Origin of the sequence: Bacteroides sp. AM37-9, assembly GCF_003603455.1 — a bacterium.
Taxonomy (GTDB): Bacteria; Bacteroidota; Bacteroidia; order Bacteroidales; family Bacteroidaceae; genus Bacteroides; species Bacteroides xylanisolvens.
Map to the genome: position 1 here is coordinate 1 of NZ_QTNF01000058.1, position 20,632 is coordinate 20,632.

Annotated in this window: 19 protein-coding genes and 2 tRNA genes; 8 read left to right on the forward strand and 13 right to left on the reverse strand. The window is 41.1% G+C overall.

The genetic code is table 11. The features are described from left to right. Positions 1-471: 471 nt before the first annotated feature. The 4 genes from DW862_RS24505 to DW862_RS24520 form a co-directional block, all read right to left on the reverse strand. Positions 472-544, reverse strand: a tRNA-Gly gene (locus DW862_RS24505). Between the two features lie 8 nt (positions 545-552). Then, positions 553-635: transfer RNA gene (locus DW862_RS24510), tRNA-Tyr, on the reverse strand. A gap of 51 nt (positions 636-686) precedes the next feature. Continuing rightward, on the reverse strand, positions 687-1,181 hold the full coding sequence (ribH, locus tag DW862_RS24515; RefSeq protein WP_004301766.1) for a 6,7-dimethyl-8-ribityllumazine synthase: 495 nt from the start codon (positions 1,179-1,181) through the stop codon (positions 687-689). A 156-nt stretch (positions 1,182-1,337) separates the two neighbouring features. Beyond that, the gene (locus DW862_RS24520) at positions 1,338-2,021 is read right to left on the reverse strand and encodes a tetratricopeptide repeat protein (protein WP_004301767.1); all 684 of its coding nucleotides are present in this window, start codon (positions 2,019-2,021) and stop codon (positions 1,338-1,340) included. A gap of 160 nt (positions 2,022-2,181) precedes the next feature. Here DW862_RS24520 and DW862_RS24525 point away from each other — a divergent pair, with 160 nt between their 5' ends. Together DW862_RS24525 and DW862_RS24530 are read left to right on the forward strand one after the other, a co-directional pair. Further along, entirely contained in the window at positions 2,182-3,300 is a 1,119-nt protein-coding gene (locus DW862_RS24525; protein ID WP_032855812.1) for a DNA replication/repair protein RecF, read from the forward strand. Then, a complete protein-coding gene (locus tag DW862_RS24530; RefSeq protein WP_004301769.1) occupies positions 3,287-3,574 on the forward strand; it encodes a DUF721 domain-containing protein in 288 nt (95 codons plus the stop codon). The genes DW862_RS24525 and DW862_RS24530 overlap by 14 nt, the downstream gene beginning before the upstream one ends. Here the strand turns inward: DW862_RS24530 and DW862_RS24535 are convergent. From DW862_RS24535 to gap, 7 genes are all read right to left on the reverse strand, one after another. Continuing rightward, entirely contained in the window at positions 3,561-4,352 is a 792-nt protein-coding gene (locus DW862_RS24535) for a histidinol-phosphatase (protein ID WP_120071014.1), read from the reverse strand. The genes DW862_RS24530 and DW862_RS24535 overlap by 14 nt on opposite strands. Next, the gene (locus tag DW862_RS24540; RefSeq protein WP_004320888.1) at positions 4,297-4,824 is read right to left on the reverse strand and encodes a 5-formyltetrahydrofolate cyclo-ligase; all 528 of its coding nucleotides are present in this window, start codon (positions 4,822-4,824) and stop codon (positions 4,297-4,299) included. Before DW862_RS24540 ends, DW862_RS24535 begins: the two co-directional genes overlap by 56 nt. Next, positions 4,802-6,553 (reverse strand): S41 family peptidase, encoded by a 1,752-nt coding sequence (locus DW862_RS24545; protein ID WP_120071017.1) that lies wholly within the window; start codon positions 6,551-6,553, stop codon positions 4,802-4,804. The genes DW862_RS24540 and DW862_RS24545 overlap by 23 nt, the downstream gene beginning before the upstream one ends. Positions 6,554-6,583: 30 nt before the next feature. Next, positions 6,584-7,033, reverse strand: a complete 450-nt coding sequence (locus DW862_RS24550; RefSeq protein ID WP_118194540.1) for a dCMP deaminase family protein — start codon at positions 7,031-7,033, stop codon at positions 6,584-6,586. A gap of 8 nt (positions 7,034-7,041) precedes the next feature. Beyond that, positions 7,042-7,557: a DUF4847 family protein gene (locus DW862_RS24555; protein ID WP_087318520.1), complete on the reverse strand. Its 516-nt coding sequence runs from the start codon at positions 7,555-7,557 to the stop codon at positions 7,042-7,044. Positions 7,558-7,595: 38 nt separating this feature from the next. Continuing rightward, positions 7,596-9,656, reverse strand: a complete 2,061-nt coding sequence (locus tag DW862_RS24560) for a M3 family metallopeptidase (RefSeq protein ID WP_087318519.1) — start codon at positions 9,654-9,656, stop codon at positions 7,596-7,598. A gap of 173 nt (positions 9,657-9,829) precedes the next feature. Continuing rightward, on the reverse strand, positions 9,830-10,840 hold the full coding sequence (gene gap, locus DW862_RS24565; protein ID WP_004316172.1) for a type I glyceraldehyde-3-phosphate dehydrogenase: 1,011 nt from the start codon (positions 10,838-10,840) through the stop codon (positions 9,830-9,832). Between the two features lie 142 nt (positions 10,841-10,982). On the opposite strand from gap, the gene mscL reads away from it, so the two are divergent. Further along, the gene (gene mscL / locus DW862_RS24570) at positions 10,983-11,429 is read left to right on the forward strand and encodes a large-conductance mechanosensitive channel protein MscL (protein ID WP_074558456.1); all 447 of its coding nucleotides are present in this window, start codon (positions 10,983-10,985) and stop codon (positions 11,427-11,429) included. 131 nt (positions 11,430-11,560) lie between these two features. Next, on the forward strand, positions 11,561-13,084 hold the full coding sequence (gene guaA / locus DW862_RS24575) for a glutamine-hydrolyzing GMP synthase (protein WP_120071020.1): 1,524 nt from the start codon (positions 11,561-11,563) through the stop codon (positions 13,082-13,084). 93 nt (positions 13,085-13,177) lie between these two features. On the opposite strand, the gene DW862_RS24580 is transcribed toward guaA, so the two are convergent. Further along, on the reverse strand, positions 13,178-13,846 hold the full coding sequence (locus tag DW862_RS24580; RefSeq protein WP_004316175.1) for a Crp/Fnr family transcriptional regulator: 669 nt from the start codon (positions 13,844-13,846) through the stop codon (positions 13,178-13,180). A 137-nt stretch (positions 13,847-13,983) separates the two neighbouring features. Between DW862_RS24580 and DW862_RS24585 the strand changes: the two genes are divergently transcribed. Beyond that, positions 13,984-14,583 carry a MarC family protein gene (locus tag DW862_RS24585; RefSeq protein ID WP_008020867.1) on the forward strand — a complete coding sequence of 200 codons (600 nt, stop codon included), beginning with the start codon at positions 13,984-13,986 and terminating at the stop codon, positions 14,581-14,583. 140 nt (positions 14,584-14,723) lie between these two features. Here DW862_RS24585 and DW862_RS24590 read toward each other — a convergent pair whose 3' ends face one another. Next, positions 14,724-15,380 carry a rhomboid family intramembrane serine protease gene (locus DW862_RS24590; protein ID WP_087318523.1) on the reverse strand — a complete coding sequence of 219 codons (657 nt, stop codon included), beginning with the start codon at positions 15,378-15,380 and terminating at the stop codon, positions 14,724-14,726. 213 nt (positions 15,381-15,593) lie between these two features. Between DW862_RS24590 and DW862_RS24595 the strand changes: the two genes are divergently transcribed. Genes DW862_RS24595 through DW862_RS24605 form a run of 3 tightly spaced genes read left to right on the forward strand, consistent with a single transcriptional unit; the run spans position 15,594 to position 20,285 of the window. After that, positions 15,594-17,531: a glycogen debranching enzyme N-terminal domain-containing protein gene (locus DW862_RS24595; protein ID WP_074910216.1), complete on the forward strand. Its 1,938-nt coding sequence runs from the start codon at positions 15,594-15,596 to the stop codon at positions 17,529-17,531. A 16-nt stretch (positions 17,532-17,547) separates the two neighbouring features. After that, positions 17,548-18,813 (forward strand): glycosyltransferase family 4 protein, encoded by a 1,266-nt coding sequence (locus DW862_RS24600; RefSeq protein ID WP_004316709.1) that lies wholly within the window; start codon positions 17,548-17,550, stop codon positions 18,811-18,813. 17 nt (positions 18,814-18,830) lie between these two features. Next, the gene (locus DW862_RS24605; RefSeq protein WP_004316708.1) at positions 18,831-20,285 is read left to right on the forward strand and encodes a glycoside hydrolase family 57 protein; all 1,455 of its coding nucleotides are present in this window, start codon (positions 18,831-18,833) and stop codon (positions 20,283-20,285) included. Positions 20,286-20,632 lie beyond the last annotated feature (347 nt).

The following is a 20,632-nucleotide window of genomic DNA, read 5'->3' on the forward strand; positions in this document are numbered from 1 at the left end:
TCTTAAAAACTCAATCATCTTTTTCAGATTTACCACAACGTTTCCAGAATACTTCATTATTTTATTCAAAACTGCATAGTTTGGAATCAATTGCCACTAATGATTTTATTAGTTATTTTTAAGCAATCGTTTACCTATTGATAGTTATTTCATTGCCTAAGTAGTTTTCGTTTGACTATAGTCAAGCGATAGTTCAACATATGTCAAGCGTTCGTTCAACAACTGTCAAACGATAACTCGTTAGGCAATTGAAAGAATAATATAAGCAAGAGAAAGAAATAAAAGCTGCATATTGACGAGTTATTGTCAGCGGTAGTATCTTGGGATCATTTCCGTACCGGAATGAATTAATTTTTAGGGATATGCCGTTTTCAGACTGAGCCGAGCCCTGAGCCGCCGCCGTTTCATAATCTTAGCGGTCTAAAGTAAAACAAAAAAAAGAGAATCTAATTTCTCAGATTCTCTTTGGAGAGCGGAAGACGGGGCTCAAACCCGCGACCCTCAGCTTGGAAGGCTAATGCTCTATCAACTGAGCTACTTCCGCAATTTTTGTGGGCAAAGATGGATTCGAACCACCGAAGTCGAAAGACAGCAGATTTACAGTCTGCCCCATTTGGCCACTCTGGTATTTGCCCTTTTTTTGCTTTTGAGGAGGTTTGTTTCTCAATTGCGGTGCAAAGATACAACTATTTATTTAAACTCCAAACAAAATCGATCATTTTTATTGCAGTAATTGCACATTCGTCTCCTTTGTTACCCAGTTTGCCACCGGCACGATCCTCTGCTTGCTCCATTGTATTTGTGGTAATTAATCCGTAAATAACTGGTATATCGCCAGTTGCGTTTAATTCGGTAATTCCTTGGGTTGCTCCCATGCAAACATAATCAAAATGTGGGGTATCTCCTTTAATTACGCAACCAATTGCAATAATTGCATCAAGATCGCAATTTTCCATCATTTGGTTGGCTCCAAAAGTAAGTTCGAAACTTCCCGGTACAGTTTTCACCAGAATATTTTCGTCTTTTGCTCCATGTTTTTTTAATGTATCGACTGCGCCTTTCAGTAAAGCACCGGTAATATTGAAATTCCATTCGGATACGACGATACCAAATTTCATTGCTTCTGCATTCGGAACGGAATTGAAATCATATTCGGATAAGTTATGGTAAGCTGTTGCCATAGTTAATTAAAAGTTGAGAATTATAAAATGAAGATTTGAGAGTATGAGAGATTTAAGAAGAAAGGCACGGATTTCACGGATTCCACGGTTTTAATAGATAGTCCGCTTAATCCGGTGTAATCCGTGCCTCGATTTCCTTATATAATAGATGGTATATTATTTTTTCATCAATTTAGCTTGCTCGATATATTTGTCGATGTCCATAGCCTGATAAGATTGGAAATATTTATCCTTGATCTTAGTGTAAGCGTTTACAGCATCGTCATATTTTCCCTGTTTTACCAGGATTTCACCAGCTTGTATCAGGAAGATCGGGCTTAATGTGTTGTTGTCAGCTTTGTCTGCTGCCGACAATAAAGTAGAAGCCGCTTTGTCTAATTGGCCAAGTTGTGCGTAGCAGTTACCTGCAGCACCCAAAATTGCCGGAGCAACCATTTGGTCTTTTCCATTGAAGCTGTCCAGCATCTTCACTGCTTCTTCATATTTGCCAAGTTGTGCGTAGCAAATACCAGCATAAGCTTTTGCCAAATTGGCAGCTTTTGTTCCGCTGTAGTCATCAGCAACTTTCAGGAAACCTGTATAACCGATGCTGTCACCGTTCAAAGCCTGTTCAAAAGCATCCTGTTCAAAGTATTCCTGTCCTTTGAAAAGAGCTGCCTGTGCTTTTTCTTCACGTGGTTCAGCATAGAGGTTTTTGTACATGATAAAACCTGCTACAATAATAATCACAGCAACAACACCGCCAATAATTGCGTTTTTGTACTTGATAAGAAATGCTTCCGATTGTGTCAGTGCATCTTCTACGTTCAGATGTTCGTTCTGATTCTTTTGTTCTGCCATTTTATATGATTCTTTTTGTTATTATTCACAGTTTGATATTTCGACTCGCAAAAGTAGTTTTTTTATATCTACAAACGAAATTTAGAAGCATCTTTTTTTGTTTTACACCCGAAAACCACGAAAATCTTGCTACTTTTGTGAACAAATTAACGTGTACACAATGATACTGAAACGAATATCCATATTAAACTATAAGAATCTGGAAGAGGTAGAACTGGGATTCTCTGCTAAGCTGAATTGTTTTTTCGGACTGAATGGAATGGGAAAGACGAATTTGCTGGATGCGGTGTATTTCTTGTCTTTCTGTAAGAGCTCCGGAAACCCGATTGATTCTCAAAATATTCGTCATGAACAAGACTTTTTCGTGATTCAGGGCTTTTATGAAGCGGAGGACGGAACTCCTGAAGAGATTTATTGTGGGATGAAACGCCGTTCGAAGAAACAATTTAAGCGGAATAAGAAAGAATATAGCCGTTTTTCGGACCACATCGGTTTTCTGCCTTTGGTGATGGTTTCACCTGCCGATTCCGAATTGATAGCCGGGGGAAGTGAGGAGCGTCGTCGGTTTATGGATGTAGTGATTTCGCAGTATGATAAGGAATATCTTGAAGCGCTGATACGGTATAATAAAGCATTGGCGCAGCGTAACACATTGTTGAAGAGTGAGTTTCCGGTGGAGGAGGAGCTGTTTCTTGTATGGGAGGAGATGATGGCGCAAGCCGGTGCAATCGTATTCCAGAAACGTGAAGCGTTTATCCGGGAGTTTATTCCTATTTTCCAATCTTTCTATTCCTTTATCTCGCAGGATAAAGAGGTGGTGGGATTATCTTATGAGTCTCATGCGCGGGATGCTTCTTTGTTGGAAGTGTTGAAGCAAAGCAGGGAGAGGGATAAGATAATGGGATTCTCTTTGCGTGGGATTCATAAAGATGAGTTGAATATGTTGTTGGGTGAATTCCCGATAAAGAAAGAAGGTTCGCAGGGACAGAACAAAACGTATCTGGTAGCATTGAAACTGGCACAGTTTGATTTCTTGAAGCGTACCGGCCGGACTGTTCCTTTATTATTATTAGATGATATTTTCGATAAGTTGGATGCTTCCCGTGTAGAGCAAATAGTGAAGCTGGTGGCTGGAGACAATTTCGGGCAGATATTTATAACGGACACGAACCGGGGACATCTCGACCGTATTTTACATAAGGTAGGCAGCGATTATAAAATATTTCGTGTAGAAGAGGGCACAATTCAAGAAACGGAGGCTGATAATGAAGCGCAATGATGCCGAACAAATAGGAAAACTGATTCAACAGTTTCTTCGTCAGGAGAGTTTGGAATCTCCGCTGAACGAACAAAGACTGCTGGATGCCTGGCCTCAAATCTTGGGACCGGCGGCGGCTTATACCAGCAATCTTTATATTCGTAATCAGACATTATATGTGCATCTGACTTCCGCAGCTCTTCGTCAGGAATTGATGATGGGGCGTGAGGTATTGGTGCGCACGCTGAATCAGAGAGTCGGAGCTACCGTAATTACAAATATTATTTTTCGTTGAAGAAAGATATTCTGTCTATAACCTTTATACCTAGCTTCCGGAGTGTTTCGGTTGCACGGTTGTAATAAAAAGGGTTTTCCAAATATTGATTGTTATGGGCGTCTACGCCGATGATAGCGGTGCAACCTTCATGGGCGGCTATTTTCCAGAAATCCGGATGAGGAATGCTAGTAATACCATGAATATCATTGTACTCTTCATATCCGATATTATATTCCAACGGTAAGTTTAACCGTACTGCCGTCCGGCAGATATGTCTGCTGATTAGCTTACAATGACGATCGAACTCGGGGTAAGAACGCATAAATAAATCCGGATGGGCAAGGTAGGCAAATAGTCCGCTTTCCATTCCTTCAATAGCACTCTCTTCATAGAGTTCGAGCATGTCTACCGAATCTGTATTCCGGCCGAAGTAGGGGAACTTCTCATCTGTGTGAAAATGGTGATTTCCAAAGATGATATAGTCCAGTTTATATTCTTTGATGATTCCTTTTAACCAGTGTATGTATTCAGGAAAGTATTCGCATTCCAATCCTATTTTTATGTTGATTTGATTTTTATATTTTTCTTGCAGCGAACGGATACTTTCCACATATCCCGGTAACTCTTCGGGAAGCATCCGGATGTCGGATATATAATCAGTGTGATATTTCCACGGAGTGTGGTCAGAAAAGCCTAATTCTTGATAGCCGCCTTTGATGGCACTTAAAACAAATTCTTCGTCACTCCCTGTCGCATGATGGCAGCGGGTGGTGTGGGTGTGATAATTCGTCTTCATTGATTGTTATGATTATATCCATGCGGATGTCGAATGATTCCGCCGGAACTTCTTCTACTAATTGAAATGGGAAACAGATTCCTGCTTTATAGGCTGATGGTATGCGTGGCAGGAGACGGTCATAATATCCTTTTCCCCGCCCCAAACGGTTACCTTTAGCATCGAAAGCTACTCCGGGAACGACGATGAACTCTATGGCTGCATAGTCTGTGAATATTTCTCCGGTTGGTTCTGCTATACCGTAGATGCCGCTGATTGACATGTTTTCCGGTCCGGTGTATATCCGTAGTTCTAAATCATCGCCTACTACTACAGGGAGTAGAATCCGTTTTTCGCTACTCCATTTTTGAATAAAGGCATGTGTATCTACTTCGTCATTCAGCGAATGGTATAGTAATACAGTATTTGCCGCCCTGAAAGCCGGATGGGCTTCAAGGGCGGCAAGTATATTAGCTGATTGCAGCTTTCGCATAGTTGAATCCGCGTGTTGGGTCTTCAGTAATGCTATACGCTTGCGCAGTTCTTTTTTTCTTTCCATCTTTTTTGTCCTTTGTCACTTCTTCCTCTTCAACGGCTACCGGAGCTTTTGGGAAAGCTTCTCCTTTTTCGAGTATCTCAATGCCTTTAATGACGGTAGCATCTGTCTTGTTAAAATATTGAAGATAAGCTTCCAGTCCAAGCATATTGTAGATGATGTTACCAAAGAGGTTCTTCTCCAAAAGTTTGTATGACTTCTGAATGAGGATATTTCTTCTTTTCACTCCTTTGCTGTCGGCAAAACGGACAAACTGTTCTACCAATCCCTGATGACGAAGGTAATTCAGCAATTCTTCCTCTGTTTCATATTGGCTAAGTTTCTTCCGGTTATTGTCGGTGTACTGGAAAGCGAACTGGGTATTCACTCCCCGGCTAATAACTGTTGAAAGGTAGGAAGTGACTCCCGTAGTGTCTTGTGGTACGAATATATCCGGCATGATGCCACCACCACCATATACGGTACGTCCCAAACTGGTATTATATCGTTCACTTTCATTTAGCTTGATGCTGTCGCGAGAGAAGAATTCTCCATGTTCGTAACGGTTATAAATATCTAACTCGTAGTTGCGGTCTTTACCACTTTCGTATGGGCGTTGGATACAACGTCCGGATGGAGTGTAGTAGCGGGCGATTGTCAGACGAATAGCCGAACCATCACTGAAATCGATAGGCTGTTGCACAAGTCCCTTACCGAAAGAACGGCGTCCTACAACTGTTCCCCGGTCATTATCCTGGATAGCTCCAGTGAAGATTTCACTGGCAGAAGCAGAACTTTCGTTAATCAATACGACAAGTGGCATTTTCTGACAACTACCTGTACCGTTAGCATATTCTTCAGCACGTGGATATTTACGGCCTTGAGTATATACGATCAGCTTGCCTTCAGGTAGGAATTCATTTACCATGCGGATGGCAGCTTCCATATATCCTCCGGTATTATCGCGCAGGTCAATGATCAGACCTTTACATTTTTTATGGTTGAGTTGCGCTAATGCATTGAGCAATTCTACATGGCTGGTACGTCCGAATTTGCTGACTTTCACGTAACCGATGTCATCGTTTAGCATATAAGCTGCATCAACGGTATTTTGAGGAATGTCTCCACGGGTAATGTTGAAATGCAATAAGTCTTTTTCTCCTGTTCGTTTGATACCTAATTTCACTTGTGAACCTTTCGGGCCTTTCAGAGTGCGCATAGCCCGTTCGTTGGTTACTTTCTTACCGACAAACAAACTGTCGTCCACGGTAACAATACGGTCGCCCGCCATCAATCCTATCTTTTCAGAAGGGCCACCCTGAACGACTGCATTCACATGAATGGTGTCGTTCTGTATAGTAAACTGGATACCGATCCCGCTAAAGCTACCTTCCAGTTCCGAGTTGACTTCTTCGAGATTTTGGGCTGGGATATAAGTTGAATGTGGATCTAATTCGGCCAGAATTTGCGGCATGGCTTTTTCCACTAAATCGGTCATGTTTACGGTGTCGACATATTGATCGTCTACAATGCGTAACAATGCGTTTAGCTTATTGGAGGAACCGTTGATAATACCCAAACGGTTGCCGGCAAAATGCTTGGCATAAAATGTACCGATAAGAATCCCGACTACCACGCTGACTGCTATGATGACAGGTGTAAAACGTGAAGAGTTTTTTGTACTCATGTCTATTCCTTTTTTTTAACGTTCGTCTTCTTATATATTCGGAGAGGAATGGTTATCTAATTCTGTGTAGATAACTTCGATTCCCGCCCGTTTTAATAACTCAATTCCATCTTCCAGGCGGTAATGTTCGGAGTAAACTACCCGTTTGATCCCTGCCTGTATGATTAACTTTGCACATTCGATGCAAGGAGAGGCGGTGACGTACATGGTAGCACCGTCGCTACTGTTGTTTGAACGTGCTATTTTGGTAATGGCATTTGCTTCCGCATGCAGAACGTATGGTTTTGTCAGATTATTTTCATCTTCGCATACATTCTCAAAACCGGAAGGCGTTCCGTTATATCCGTCAGAGATAATCATTTTATCTTTAACAATTAAAGCTCCTACTTTGCGGCGTTGGCAATAGGAATTTTCAGCCCATATACTGGCCATGCGTATATAACGTTTGTCAAGTTCTAATTGTTTCTTTTCAGTGTCCATGTTGTTTACTATTTATTACTAACTACCCGGAAAACCATACGGAAAGTTTGTTTACCGGATGCCGGTTTGTATAAAAGGTATAAGTTATTACTATCTCCTTCGTAAGATGTAGCAGCATTAAGCCCCTCTATAAAATTTCTGGCGAGTTGGTCGTTACCATAATTACCTGCAGTGGTAACAGTAGCTTTAAAGCTGTTGTTTTTGGCATTGGCGCTCCATTTTCCTTCAAAAGTACTGGTTGCAATGACAGTCCCTTTTATATTTCCGTTCATAACATCTCCATCTACTGTACCATCAAATACGATGTTGTATGTACCATTCTTATTAAGCTCTTTGATACTTGCTTTTTCTTGTTCCTCATTCTCCCAAAAGCCAAACATCTCATGACCTCCATCCACAGTGATATAATTTAGTTTCCACGTTTTTCCTGTAAAGATAGCGGCTACATCGTCCGAATCATTACACCCTGAAAATAAAGGAAGCAATAGTAATAATCCTACTATTTTATAGATATTCTTCTTCATACGGTTATGTTTAATACTTAATACCTTATACTTAATACTTATTTCTTTATCCCATTTCTGATTAATAAAGCATCAATACTTGGTTCCTGCCCGCGGAAACGTTTATAAAGTACCATCGGATGTTCCGTTCCTCCTTTCGACAGAATATTGTTGCGGAACGAGTCTGCAACTTCCTGATTGAATATTCCTTTTTGCTTGAACAATGAGAAAGCGTCAGCATCCAGTACTTCCGCCCATTTATAACTATAGTATCCGGCGGCATATCCACCAGCAAAGATATGGGAAAACTGCGTACTCATGCAAGCTTCTGGTACAATCGGCAATATTTGTGCATCCTTCCAGGCTTCCTGTTCATAAGCTTTCACGTCTCCTTCAAAAGGAGTGTCGCGAGTATACCACGCCATATCAAGTAAACCGAAACTTAGTTGCCGCAGACAAGCATAAGCAATATTGAAATTAGAAGCGTCTACAAGACGTTTTATTAATTCATCCGGTAAAACTTCTCCTGTCTGATAATGACGGGCAAATGTATTTAGGAAATCTTTCTCTATGGCGAAGTTCTCCATAATCTGCGAAGGAAGCTCCACAAAGTCCCAATATACATTGGTTCCGCTTAAACTTCTGTAAGTGGAATTGGCAAACATACCATGCAGGCTATGTCCGAACTCATGCAAGAATGTTTCTACTTCATTGAATGTTAATAAAGCAGGCTTATTCTCGGTTGGCTTGGTAAAGTTCATCACAACGGATACATGCGGACGGCTGTTTTCGCCAGTCTTTTTATCTATCCATTGGTCTTTGTAACTCGTCATCCAAGCTCCGGCGCGCTTACCTAAACGCGGGTGGAAGTCAGTATATAAGACGGCTAAGAATTTTCCGTCTTTATCAAACACTTCAAAGGCTTCCACTTCTTTATGGTAAACCGGAATTTCTGTATTTTTCCGGAAAGTAATTCCATATAACTTTTCAGCTAGTCCAAACACTCCTTTTTTCACTTGTTCCAATTCGAAGTAAGGACGGAGCATTTCTTCATTGATATTGAATTTTTTGTCTTTCAGTTTGTTTGAGTAATAACTCCAGTCCCAAGGCATTACAACGAAATCATCTCCCTGCTCTTCGCGGGCCAGTTCTTGGATTTCTTTGTATTCTTGTTGTGCGGTAGGAGCGTATGCTTCCAACAGTTGGTTGAGCAGTTTGTATACAGACTCACTGTTTTCAGCCATTCTTTTCTTTAGCGTATATTCCGCATAATCTTTGTATCCCAATAGCTGGGCTATTTTCATACGTGTATTGGCTATATTTTTTACGATATCGATATTATTGAATTCGTTATCGTGCGTACATTTTGTATTGTAAGCCATATACAATTTCTGGCGTAAATCACGATTGTCGGAATACGTCATAAAAGGAACGTAGCTTGGAGCATGAAGCGTGAACGCCCATCCTTCTTTTTCTTCGCTCTTGGCTGTTTCAGCAGCAGCTTCTATGATAATTTCGGGTAATCCGGCGAGACTTTCCTTTTTTGTCAACAGCATCTGATAGGCATTTGTCTCTTTCAGGTTGTTTTCACTGAAAGTAAGCGTCAGTTTACTCAACTCGTTAGTCAGGCGGCGGTACTCTTCCCGCGCTTCTCCTTCCAAATTGGCACCATGACGAACAAAACTGTTGTATGCATTTTCCAGTAACTGTTTTTGTTCCTGTGTCAGTTGCAAAGTCTCTTTTTGGTTGTACACTTCTTTCACACGTGCGAATAACTTTTCATTCAGTGTGATATTATTGCTGTGTTCACTAAGCAACGGCATAATCTTTTGAGCGAGTTCTTGCAGATCGTCATTCGTTTCTGCGCTCAACATATTACCGAAGACGGCAACTACTTTATCCAGTAATTCCCCTGATTCTTCGAAAGCTTCTATCGTATTGCTAAAATCAGCCTTTTCCGGATTCTGTATGATAGCCTCTATTTCAGCATTTTGCAGCTTGATTCCTTCGAGGATAGCAGGCTCATAATGTTCAGTTTCAATCCGGTCGAACGGCACGGTTCCGTGCGGCGTATGGTATTGCCCGTAGAAAGGATTCTGGGCGTTTGTTATATTGCTCATAGTGCAAACTAGTATCAATGTTATTAATAATCTCTCCATAGAAGTACAAAACTACTAAAATTGTTGCTTATTCAACGGATAACACGTTGCTTTTTAACAATATATAAAATGAAATGTATAAAAAAACCGCTACGGTTTCCCGCAGCGGTTTTCTATATGGTTCAAGCTTCTAATTAAGCGTTAACTGATGCCATGTGAGCGATCAAGTCAAGTACTTTGTTAGAGTAACCGATTTCGTTGTCATACCAAGATACAACTTTAACGAAAGTATCAGTCAAAGCGATACCTGCTTTAGCGTCGAAGATAGAAGTACGAGCGTCACCTAAGAAGTCAGAAGAAACTACTGCATCTTCAGTGTAACCCAGGATACCTTTCAATTCGCCTTCAGAAGCTTCTTTCATTGCAGCGCAGATTTCAGCGTAAGTAGCCGGTTTAGCCAAGTTAACTGTCAAGTCAACTACAGATACGTCCAAAGTCGGAACACGCATAGACATACCAGTCAATTTGCCGTTCAATGCAGGGATTACTTTACCTACAGCTTTAGCAGCACCAGTAGAAGAAGGGATGATGTTGCCAGAAGCAGCACGACCACCTCTCCAGTCTTTCATAGAAGGACCGTCAACTGTTTTCTGAGTAGCAGTTGTAGAGTGAACTGTAGTCATCAAACCGTCAAGGATACCGAACTTGTCGTTCAATACTTTAGCGATAGGAGCCAAACAGTTAGTAGTACAAGAAGCGTTAGATACAAATTGAGTACCTTTTACGTATGTCTTTTCGTTTACACCGCAAACGAACATCGGAGTGTCATCTTTAGAAGGAGCTGACATTACAACATATTTTGCACCAGCTTCGATGTGAGCCTGAGCTTTGTCTTTGCTCAAGAACAAACCTGTAGATTCAACAACGTATTCTGCACCTACTTCGTTCCATTTCAAGTCAGCCGGATTTCTTTCAGCTGTGATACGGATAGCTTGACCGTTAACGATCAATTTGCTGTTTTCAACATCTGCTTCGATAGTACCGTCGAATTGACCGTGCATTGTATCATACTTCAGCATGTAAGCCAAGTAATCAACCGGGCAAAGGTCATTGATACCTACGATTTGAATATCGTTTCTTGTCATTGCAGCGCGGAAAACGAAACGTCCGATACGTCCGAATCCATTAATACCTACTTTAATCATTTTGTTTAAACTTTTAAGGGTTTTATAATATTTGTTCAAATATCTCTCTACCTCCGCACTTGTTTTATTTTCAAATGCGGTGCAAAATTACAAAAATGTTTTTATATTCGCGCATTAAATTCACATTAAATATTGAAAAAAGATGGGAAAGAGTACATTTTTACAGGACTTTAAGGCGTTTGCCATGAAAGGTAACGTCATAGACATGGCTGTCGGTGTTGTTATTGGTGGTGCGTTTGGAAAAATCGTATCATCATTGGTTGCTAATGTTATTATGCCTCCGATTGGTTTATTGGTTGGCGGTGTGAACTTTACGGATTTGAAATGGGTGATGAAAGCGGCAGAGATCGGTGCTGACGGTAAGGAGATAGCTCCGGCTGTGACATTGGATTATGGTCAGTTTCTGCAGGCCACCTTTGATTTTCTGATTATCGCTTTTGCTATATTTTTATTTATACGTTTGATTACGAAACTGACAACTAAAAAACAGGCAGAAGTGGCGGCTGCTCCTCCAGCTCCTCCTGTGCCAACGAAGGAAGAAGTTTTGTTGACGGAGATACGTGATTTGCTGAAAGAAAAAAATAATTGATTCTAATTAAAATGAAGGAGATTTCGGGTGTAAACTTGTGAATCTCCTTTATTTTTCTCTTCATTATTAATATAGATTGCGTACTTTTTTCTACTTTTGCAACTCAATTTATTCAAAATCCAACCATTGATATGCAGGAAAAAATAATAATTCTTGATTTCGGTTCGCAGACAACACAGCTCATAGGTCGCCGTGTACGTGAATTGGATACGTATTGTGAAATCGTTCCTTATAACAAATTTCCTAAAGAAGACCCGACTATTAAAGGAGTCATTCTCTCCGGAAGTCCTTTTTCGGTTTACGATAAAGATGCTTTCAAAGTAGATTTGAGTGAAATTCGTGGTAAATATCCGATATTGGGTATTTGTTATGGTGCACAGTATCTGTCATACACCAATGGCGGAAAAGTGGAACCGGCCGGAACACGTGAGTATGGGCGTGCGCATTTGGCTTCTTTCTGCAAAGATAATGTACTGTTTAAAGGAGTGCGTGATGGGTCGCAGGTGTGGATGAGTCATGGAGATACGATTACTGCTATTCCTGCAAGTTTCAAAAAAATAGCTTCAACAGATAAAGTAGAGATTGCTGCTTATCAGATAGAAGGGGAGCAGGTATGGGGTGTTCAGTTCCATCCGGAAGTATTCCATAGTGAAGACGGAACTCAAATCCTGAAGAACTTTGTGGTAGATGTTTGCGGCTGCAAGCAAGACTGGTCGCCGGCTTCTTTTATTGAGAGCACGGTTGCCGAACTGAAAGATCAGTTGGGTGATGATAAGGTTGTTCTCGGTTTGAGTGGTGGAGTCGATTCATCGGTTGCGGCAGTGCTGCTGAATAAAGCTATTGGCAAAAACTTGACTTGTATCTTTGTAGATCATGGTATGCTGCGTAAGAATGAGTTCAAGAATGTGATGAAAGATTACGAATGTCTCGGTCTGAATGTGATTGGCGTTGATGCCAGCGAAAAGTTCTTTACGGAACTGGCTGGTGTGGCCGAACCGGAAGCTAAACGTAAGATTATAGGTAAGGGCTTCATCGATGTGTTCGATGTAGAAGCTCATAAGATCAAAGACGTGAAATGGCTGGCCCAAGGTACAATCTATCCGGATTGCATCGAGTCATTGTCTATCACGGGTACAGTGATTAAGAGCCATCATAATGTAGGTGGACTTCCTGAAAAGATGAATCTGAAATTGTGTGAGCCACTTCGTTTGTTGTTTAAGGATGAAGTTCGTCGGGTAGGTCGTGAGTTGGGTATGCCGGAACATCTGATTACCCGCCATCCGTTCCCGGGACCGGGGCTGGCAGTGCGTATTCTAGGTGATATTACTCCTGAAAAAGTACGTATCCTGCAGGATGCTGACGATATTTTTATTCGGGGATTGCGTGACTGGGGATTGTATGATAAAGTATGGCAGGCAGGAGTTATCTTGTTGCCAGTACAGTCTGTAGGCGTGATGGGAGATGAACGTACGTACGAAAGAGCAGTTGCTTTACGTGCTGTGACATCTACAGATGCCATGACAGCCGACTGGGCGCATCTGCCTTATGAATTTATGGGTAAGGTATCGAATGATATTATTAATAAGGTGAAGGGAGTGAACCGTGTAACCTATGATATCAGTTCTAAACCACCAGCAACCATTGAGTGGGAATAATAACACTTTATAATCTAAAAATAGCCTCAATAGGAATTCCTGTTGAGGCTATTTTATGATGAATAGGTCTTTTTATAATGAGCCAGTCAGTATCTATTCGCTTACCAGCTTCTGTGCATCCGGAATAAGAATCTCTTTCCGGCGTAATTCTAATAATCCTTTGTCTTGTAGCTCATTGAGTGCTTTTGAAGTATTCAGCCGGGTGTCATCTAAGTAGCGGGCAAGATCGTCCATCTTCATTTTGAATATCTTTTCTCCCTGAATCTTTTCACAATGCAACAGAAAAAAGCGAATGATTTTCTCTGTTAAATCCTGTGTCGGCTCTTCCCATAAGCGGGAGTAAAGATTTTGTGCCCGGTTACTTACGATATTCATATAGTTGAGCCGGAATATTTCATATTTGAACAGATCGCTAAGTACAAATGCTTTGCTGATACTGACAGTATGCGCTTCTGTATGTGCCACATAAGCAGAAGTGTAATGAGTGTTCATGCCAAACAGCGACTGTGGTTCCAGCAGGTAAGGTGCTTCCATCTGTTCAATGACGGTGTATATATTTTCTTTGGAATTTGTGACAATAGAAACCTCGCCTTTTAACAGGAAGCAGAGTTGTTTACACGGACTACCACTCTCAATGATAGTTTCTCCTACTTTATGCTTGATAAAGTGTAGCTTGACCTTATCCAGAATACTTGTGAAATCTTCATGACAAAGACCTTGAAATAAAGGCAATTGGAGCAAAGTGTCGAACATTGTTTCCATATGTTGTAATCTCTTGTTAATCGTACAAATTTACTCATAATACAACACGGCTGTCAATATCTGACCCTTCTTTTTGTTTTTTTTATTGTTTGAATGTATAAAAATAGAGTATATTTGCAGAAAAAAAGGAGGAAATTATGTTTGCAGGCTTCAATTGGCAACAGATGGTTAGTGCGTTTATCGTACTTTTTGCCGTGATAGACATTATCGGCTCTATACCTATTATAATTAACCTGAAAGAAAAAGGGAAAGATGTGAATGCAATGAAAGCTACCGTCATCTCTTTTGCTTTGCTGATCGGATTTTTCTATGCGGGAGATATGATGCTGAAACTCTTCCATGTAGATATCGAATCGTTTGCAGTTGCCGGTGCGTTTGTTATCTTCCTCATGTCTTTGGAGATGATTTTGGATATTGAGATTTTCAAAAATCAGGGTCCTATCAAAGAAGCTACTTTGGTGCCGCTTGTCTTTCCTTTGTTGGCAGGTGCCGGAGCTTTCACTACTTTGCTTTCTCTTCGGGCGGAATATGCCAGTATCAATATCATTATAGCTTTAGTATTGAACATGATCTGGGTTTACTTTGTAGTGAGTATGACTGGTCGTGTAGAACGTTTCTTGGGAAAAGGTGGTATCTATATTATTCGTAAGTTTTTTGGTATCATCTTATTGGCTATTTCTGTAAGGTTGTTTACGGCCAATATAACCTTATTGATTGAAGCGTTGCATCGGTCTTGATTAGGCTTAATCCTTCTTGTTAAATTGAATTCTATTGTATCGGTTGTGCCATCGTGTTGGCACAACTGTGACATGCCTCTGTCACAAGCGTGCCACTTCGATGGCACAAGTCTGCCAATATGGGTGACATGAGTTGGCATTTATAGCGTTTCTTCTTCTGCTGCTGCAGTTGTTGCTTCTTCTTCTGTATTCTCTTCCTCTTCCGTTTCATCTGCAAAAGGTTCCGGCCGTTGCGGTCCGTGATTTACGAAAACGAAAGCGCAGAGCGTTCCCATAATTCCTCCGCTAAGATGTCCTTCCCACGACATATTGGTAGGGGAGAAATAAGGAAACATATGCCATATAATTCCTCCATATAAAAAGGTGACAAGTAAAGAGATGGCAATGAGTGGAACATATTTGCGGAGAATACCACTGAAAAAGAGGAAGAAGGCAAAGCCATAGATCAGTCCGCTGGCACCGATGTGCCATCCCGGTTTTCCGATCAGGAAAGTAAGTAGTCCGCTTCCGAGCCAAATGAGAATAAAAATTTTACCGGCTATTCCCCGGTAAAAGTAAAAAAGACACCATGACAAGAAGAATAAAGGGATTGTATTTGCTAATAGATGACTGAACCCGCTGTGTATCAGCGGATGGGTTAAAATGCCGGTCAGTCCCCGTTTCTCCATAGGATATACCCCCAAGCGAGAGAAGTCCCAGTCCATCCCGACTTCCATAATCTTGAGTATATAGAGAATAAAAATAAGGAACAAAGGCTTTGCTGCAGCCAGCATGATACGCTGAATATCTTGCTTCATGACATTCTTTTCTTTAGATATTTTACGCAATACTACGAATATTTGCACAAAATCTGAAAATAAAAAGCCTTTTTATTTTTGTTTTTATCTATAATTTGTACATTTGGGCGTTATACCTATTGTATATGCTGCTACAGCCAATATATACGGTATGTAACAATAAATAGATATACGATATAATGACCAATAATTAACCTTTAATAATGCACAACTATGAGTTATTTACGATTTGACAAGACCCTCATGACGAATCTGGAAGAATCTCTTCAGAGAGAAATCCTCCGGACGAACAAAGCAGGAGCTTATCATTGTACGACGATTGTTGATTGTAACACACGCAAATATCACGGCCTGTTGGTAATTCCAGTTCCCAATCTCGACGATGAAAATCATGTGCTGCTATCTTCTCTTGATGAAACGGTAATTCAACACGGTGCGGAGTTTAACTTGGGATTGCACAAATATCAGGGAAACAGCTTTAGTCCTAACGGGCACAAGTATATCCGTGAGTTTGACTGTGAGCATATCCCGGCAACAACTTACCGTGTCGGAGGTGTAATCCTCCGCAAAGAAAAAATCTTTGTACATCATGAAAATAGAATCCTGATTCGTTATACTTTACTTGATGCGCACTCGGCTACAACCCTGCGCTTCCGGCCGTTCCTTGCTTTCAGAAGTGTACGTGAGTACACTCACGAAAACCCACAGGCAAGTCGCGAGTATCAACTGGTGGAAAATGGTATTAAAACCTGTATGTATCCCGGTTATCCGGAACTTTACATGCAGTTGAATAAAAAGTGTGAATTTCATTTCATGCCCGACTGGTATCGGGGGATTGAATACCCGAAAGAACAGGAACGTGGATATGACTTCAATGAAGACCTTTATGTTCCCGGCTATTTCGAAGTGGATATAAAGAAAGGAGAGAGTATTGTATTCTCTGCCGGAACTTCAGAAGTAACTCCTCGTAGACTGAAACAAACATTTGAGGCTGAAGTAGCTGATCGTACCCCACGTGATAGCTTTTACCACTGTCTGAAAAATTCCGCTCATCAGTTCCATAACCAACAGGAAGATGAACATTATATTCTTGCCGGTTATCCGTGGTTTAAATGCCGTGCTCGTGATATGTTTATCGCCTTGCCTGGACTGACGCTTGCGCTTGATGAGATCGACCAGTTTGAGGATGTGATGAAAACGGCGGAAAAGGCGATTCGTAATTTTATTAATGAAGAACCTGTTGGATACAAGATTTATGAAATGGAGCATCCTGACGTTTTGCTTTGGGCTGTCTGGGCTATGCAGCAATATGCCAAAGAGACTTCCCGCGAACAATGCCGTCAGAAATATGGAGAGCTTCTGAAAGATATTATGGAGTTTATCCGTCAGCGAAGACATGAGAATCTTTTCTTGCATGATAATGGATTACTTTTTGCCAATGGTACGGACAAAGCGATTACATGGATGAATTCTACTGTGAACGGCCATCCGGTGATTCCTCGTACTGGATATATTGTTGAATTTAATGCGTTATGGTATAATGCACTGCGTTTTATCGCTGATTTGGTGCGTGAAGGTGGTGACGTGTACTTGGCAGATGAACTTGATGCACAGGCAGAAGTGACTGGAAAATCTTTTGTCGAGGTATTCCGTAATGAATATGGTTATTTGCTTGATTACGTAGACGGTAATATGATGGACTGGAGTGTACGTCCTAATATGATATTTACCGTAGCGTTTGATTATTCTCCTTTGGATCGTGCGCAAAAGAAACAGGTGCTCGATATTGTGACCAAAGAGCTGCTCACTCCGAAAGGAATTCGTTCGTTGAGTCCGAAGAGCGGTGGATATAATCCGAACTATGTAGGTCCGCAGATACAACGGGATTATGCTTATCATCAGGGAACTGCTTGGCCTTGGTTGATGGGATTCTATCTGGAAGCTTATCTTCGAATTTATAAGATGAGCGGGTTGTCATTCGTTGAACGTCAGCTGATTAGTTATGATGATGAGATGACAAGCCACTGTGTTGGTTCCATTCCCGAATTGTTTGATGGGAACCCGCCTTTCAAAGGACGTGGCGCAGTATCGTTTGCGATGAATGTAGCAGAAATACTGCGTGTCTTAAAGCTACTGTCTAAGTATTATTAAAAAAGGAGGAACGAAGATGAAAGTTTTAATGTTTGGATGGGAATTCCCTCCCAAAATATATGGTGGTCTTGCGGTTGCTTCTTATGGAATAACTAAAGGATTGAGTCTGCAAGGTGATATGGAGACGATTTTCTGTATGCCTAAACCTAGCGGCGAAGAAGAGAAGTTCTTGAAAATAATCGGTATGAATCAAGTACCCATCGTGTGGCGTGATGTCCACTATGACTACTTGAAATCCCGCTTGTTGGAAATGACACCGGAAGAATATTACTCTTTCCGCGACCATATCTATGCCGATTTTTCTTATATGCATGTAAATGATTTGGGATGTATGGAATTTGCAGGTGGTTATCCCGGGAACTTGCACGAAGAAATTAATAATTTCTCGATCATTGCCGGAGTAGTAGCCCGTCAGCAGGAGTTTGATATCATTCATGCGCATGACTGGCTGACTTACCCTGCCGGAGTACATGCCAAGATGGTTAGCGGAAAGCCGCTTTGCATCCATGTGCATGCTACGGATTTTGACCGTTCTCGTGGCAAAGTCAATCCTACTGTTTATTCGATTGAGAAGAATGGTATGGATCATGCCGATTGTATCATGTGCGTATCCGAGCTAACTCGTCGCACTGTTATTAACGAGTATCATCAGGACCCCAGAAAGGTATTTGCAATGCATAATGCTGTTTATCCATTGTCGCAGGAACTGCTGGATATTCCGCGTCCCGATCACTCAAAAGAAAAGGTGGTCACTTTCCTCGGACGTATTACGATGCAGAAAGGACCGGAATATTTTGTAGAAGCTGCTGCGCTTGTATTGCAGCGTACTCGTAATATTCGTTTTGTAATGGCGGGGTCGGGCGATATGTTGAATGCCATGATTAACCTGGTGGCCGAACGTGGTATTGCCGATCGATTCCACTTCCCGGGCTTCATGAAAGGTAGACAGGTATATGAGGTTTATAAGAACAGTGATGTATTTGTCATGCCGTCTGTCTCTGAACCTTTCGGTATCGCTCCGCTGGAAGCTATGCAGTGTGGAACACCTTCCATCATTTCTAAGCAATCTGGATGTGGCGAGATTCTTGATAAGGTGATAAAAACTGACTATTGGGATATTCATGCGATGGCTGACGCTATCCATTCTCTGTGTACCAATCCGTCTCTTTTCGAATATCTCAAAGAAGAGGGAAAGAAGGAAGTAGATGGGATTACGTGGGAAAAAGTCGGCTTGAGAATCCGTGCTCTCTACGAGTCTGTGTTAAGAAACTATGGTAAATAACAAAACAATAAATAAAAATGAGAACTATCTGTCTTTATTTTGAAATACATCAAATTATCCATTTGAAACGTTATCGTTTCTTCGATATTGGTAATGACCATTATTATTATGATGATTATGCCAACGAAACGGGTATGAATGAGGTCGCTGAACGTTCGTATATTCCTGCTCTCAATACATTGATTGAGATGGCGAAAAACTCGGGGGGGGCTTTTAAAGTAGCGCTTTCTATCTCGGGAGTAGCCTTGGAACAATTGGAAATTCATGCTCCGGCAGTCATTGATTTATTGCACCAGTTGAATGAAACTGGGTGTTGCGAGTTCTTATGTGAGCCTTATTCGCATGGTTTGTCTTCACTGGCCAATGAGGATTGCTTCCGTGAAGAAGTACTTCGTCAACGTGATAAGATGAAACAGATGTTTGGTAAAGAACCGAAAGTGTTCCGCAATTCTAGTCTGATTTATTCTGATGAAATTGGTGGATTGGTAGCTTCTATGGGCTTCAAAGGGATGTTGACGGAAGGTGCTAAACATGTGTTGGGATGGAAGAGCCCGCATTATGTTTATCACTGTAATCAGGCTCCAAGTCTTAAGCTCTTGTTGCGGGATTTCAAACTCTCTGACGACATCAGTTTGCGTTTCTCTAATTCAGATTGGGCGGAATATCCTTTGTTTGCCGATAAGTATATTAATTGGATCGATGCATTGCCACAAGAAGAACAAGTCATCAATATCTTTATGGAATTGAGTGCACTTGGTATGGCTCAACCGTTATCTTCCAATATTCTTGAATTTATGAAGGCACTGCCTGAATGTGCAAAAGCTAAGGGAATCACGTTCTCTACACCGACGGAAATCGTAACGAAGCTGAAATCAGTGTCGCAGCTTGATGTTGCCTATCCGATGTCATGGGTAGATGAAGAAAGAGATACTAGTTGTTGGCTGGGTAATGTTATGCAACGTGAGGCTTTCAATAAACTGTATAGTGTAGCCGAACGTGTTCATTTATGTGATGATCGTCGTATTAAGCAGGATTGGGATTACTTGCAGGCCAGCAATAACTTCCGTTTTATGACAACGAAGAACAATGGGATGTGGTTGAACCGTGGTATCTATGATTCTCCTTATGATGCTTTCACCAACTATATGAATATTTTGGGTGACTTTATCAAACGGGTAGATGCACTGTATCCTGTTGATGTAGACAGTGAAGAACTAAATTCTTTGTTGACTACCATTAAGAATCAGGGGGATGAGATTACTGAATTGGAAAAGGTATTGGCTAAATTACAGGCAAAAGTAGAAGCGGCAAAGAAAACGGCGGTCAAAAAGGCTACTAATGCTAAAGAGCCGGTAGTGAAAGAGGCCCCTGCTACTAAATCAAAACCTGCTGCAAAGAAAGCTGAAGTAAAGAAAGCAACAGCCGAGTCGAAGAAGTCTACGGGGAAAGCTAAAAAGGCTGCTGTTAAATAAGAAGTATAAGAATCTATTATATGGAACCGTGAGTGAGATAAAATCAAACTCACGGTTTTTATTATGGATTAAGTTAAGATCTTTGTAGGAGAATATACTTTTGTAAGATAGTAATAACGCTATCCGATAGAAATAGTGACGCTATATGGTGACGATACCGTTAATATCCTAAGCATATACCGTCACTATTTCTTCTATATTAATCAGGAATCTTAGGCTTATTTATAACTATAACGTACGCTAGCAAAGATTGCTGTTTGAGCGGTTTTATTATGGAATTATTTTATCTGACTTCGGCTCACCCGATAATCATTGGGGGTATGCATAAATCTTAGCCAGTCTAAAGA

What these genes read in the sequence shown, in the direction of transcription:
- DW862_RS24540 (WP_004320888.1), bottom strand. Translation starts at nt 4,824, where the DNA reads ATGCGAAAGCTGCAATCAGCTAATATACTTGCCGCCCTTGAAGCCCAT.
- DW862_RS24530 (WP_004301769.1), top strand. Translation starts at nt 3,287, where the DNA reads ATGAAGCGCAATGATGCCGAACAAATAGGAAAACTGATTCAACAGTTT.
- gap (WP_004316172.1), bottom strand. Translation starts at nt 10,840, where the DNA reads ATGATTAAAGTAGGTATTAATGGATTCGGACGTATCGGACGTTTCGTT.
- DW862_RS24555 (WP_087318520.1), bottom strand. Translation starts at nt 7,557, where the DNA reads ATGAAGAAGAATATCTATAAAATAGTAGGATTATTACTATTGCTTCCT.
- DW862_RS24600 (WP_004316709.1), top strand. Translation starts at nt 17,548, where the DNA reads ATGAAAGTTTTAATGTTTGGATGGGAATTCCCTCCCAAAATATATGGT.
- DW862_RS24560 (WP_087318519.1), bottom strand. Translation starts at nt 9,656, where the DNA reads ATGAGCAATATAACAAACGCCCAGAATCCTTTCTACGGGCAATACCAT.
- ribH (WP_004301766.1), bottom strand. Translation starts at nt 1,181, where the DNA reads ATGGCAACAGCTTACCATAACTTATCCGAATATGATTTCAATTCCGTT.
- DW862_RS24585 (WP_008020867.1), top strand. Translation starts at nt 13,984, where the DNA reads ATGTTTGCAGGCTTCAATTGGCAACAGATGGTTAGTGCGTTTATCGTA.
- DW862_RS24520 (WP_004301767.1), bottom strand. Translation starts at nt 2,021, where the DNA reads ATGGCAGAACAAAAGAATCAGAACGAACATCTGAACGTAGAAGATGCA.
- guaA (WP_120071020.1), top strand. Translation starts at nt 11,561, where the DNA reads ATGCAGGAAAAAATAATAATTCTTGATTTCGGTTCGCAGACAACACAG.
- mscL (WP_074558456.1), top strand. Translation starts at nt 10,983, where the DNA reads ATGGGAAAGAGTACATTTTTACAGGACTTTAAGGCGTTTGCCATGAAA.
- DW862_RS24595 (WP_074910216.1), top strand. Translation starts at nt 15,594, where the DNA reads ATGAGTTATTTACGATTTGACAAGACCCTCATGACGAATCTGGAAGAA.
- DW862_RS24550 (WP_118194540.1), bottom strand. Translation starts at nt 7,033, where the DNA reads ATGGACACTGAAAAGAAACAATTAGAACTTGACAAACGTTATATACGC.
- DW862_RS24590 (WP_087318523.1), bottom strand. Translation starts at nt 15,380, where the DNA reads ATGAAGCAAGATATTCAGCGTATCATGCTGGCTGCAGCAAAGCCTTTG.
- DW862_RS24525 (WP_032855812.1), top strand. Translation starts at nt 2,182, where the DNA reads ATGATACTGAAACGAATATCCATATTAAACTATAAGAATCTGGAAGAG.
- DW862_RS24545 (WP_120071017.1), bottom strand. Translation starts at nt 6,553, where the DNA reads ATGAGTACAAAAAACTCTTCACGTTTTACACCTGTCATCATAGCAGTC.
- DW862_RS24580 (WP_004316175.1), bottom strand. Translation starts at nt 13,846, where the DNA reads ATGGAAACAATGTTCGACACTTTGCTCCAATTGCCTTTATTTCAAGGT.
- DW862_RS24535 (WP_120071014.1), bottom strand. Translation starts at nt 4,352, where the DNA reads ATGAAGACGAATTATCACACCCACACCACCCGCTGCCATCATGCGACA.
- DW862_RS24605 (WP_004316708.1), top strand. Translation starts at nt 18,831, where the DNA reads ATGAGAACTATCTGTCTTTATTTTGAAATACATCAAATTATCCATTTG.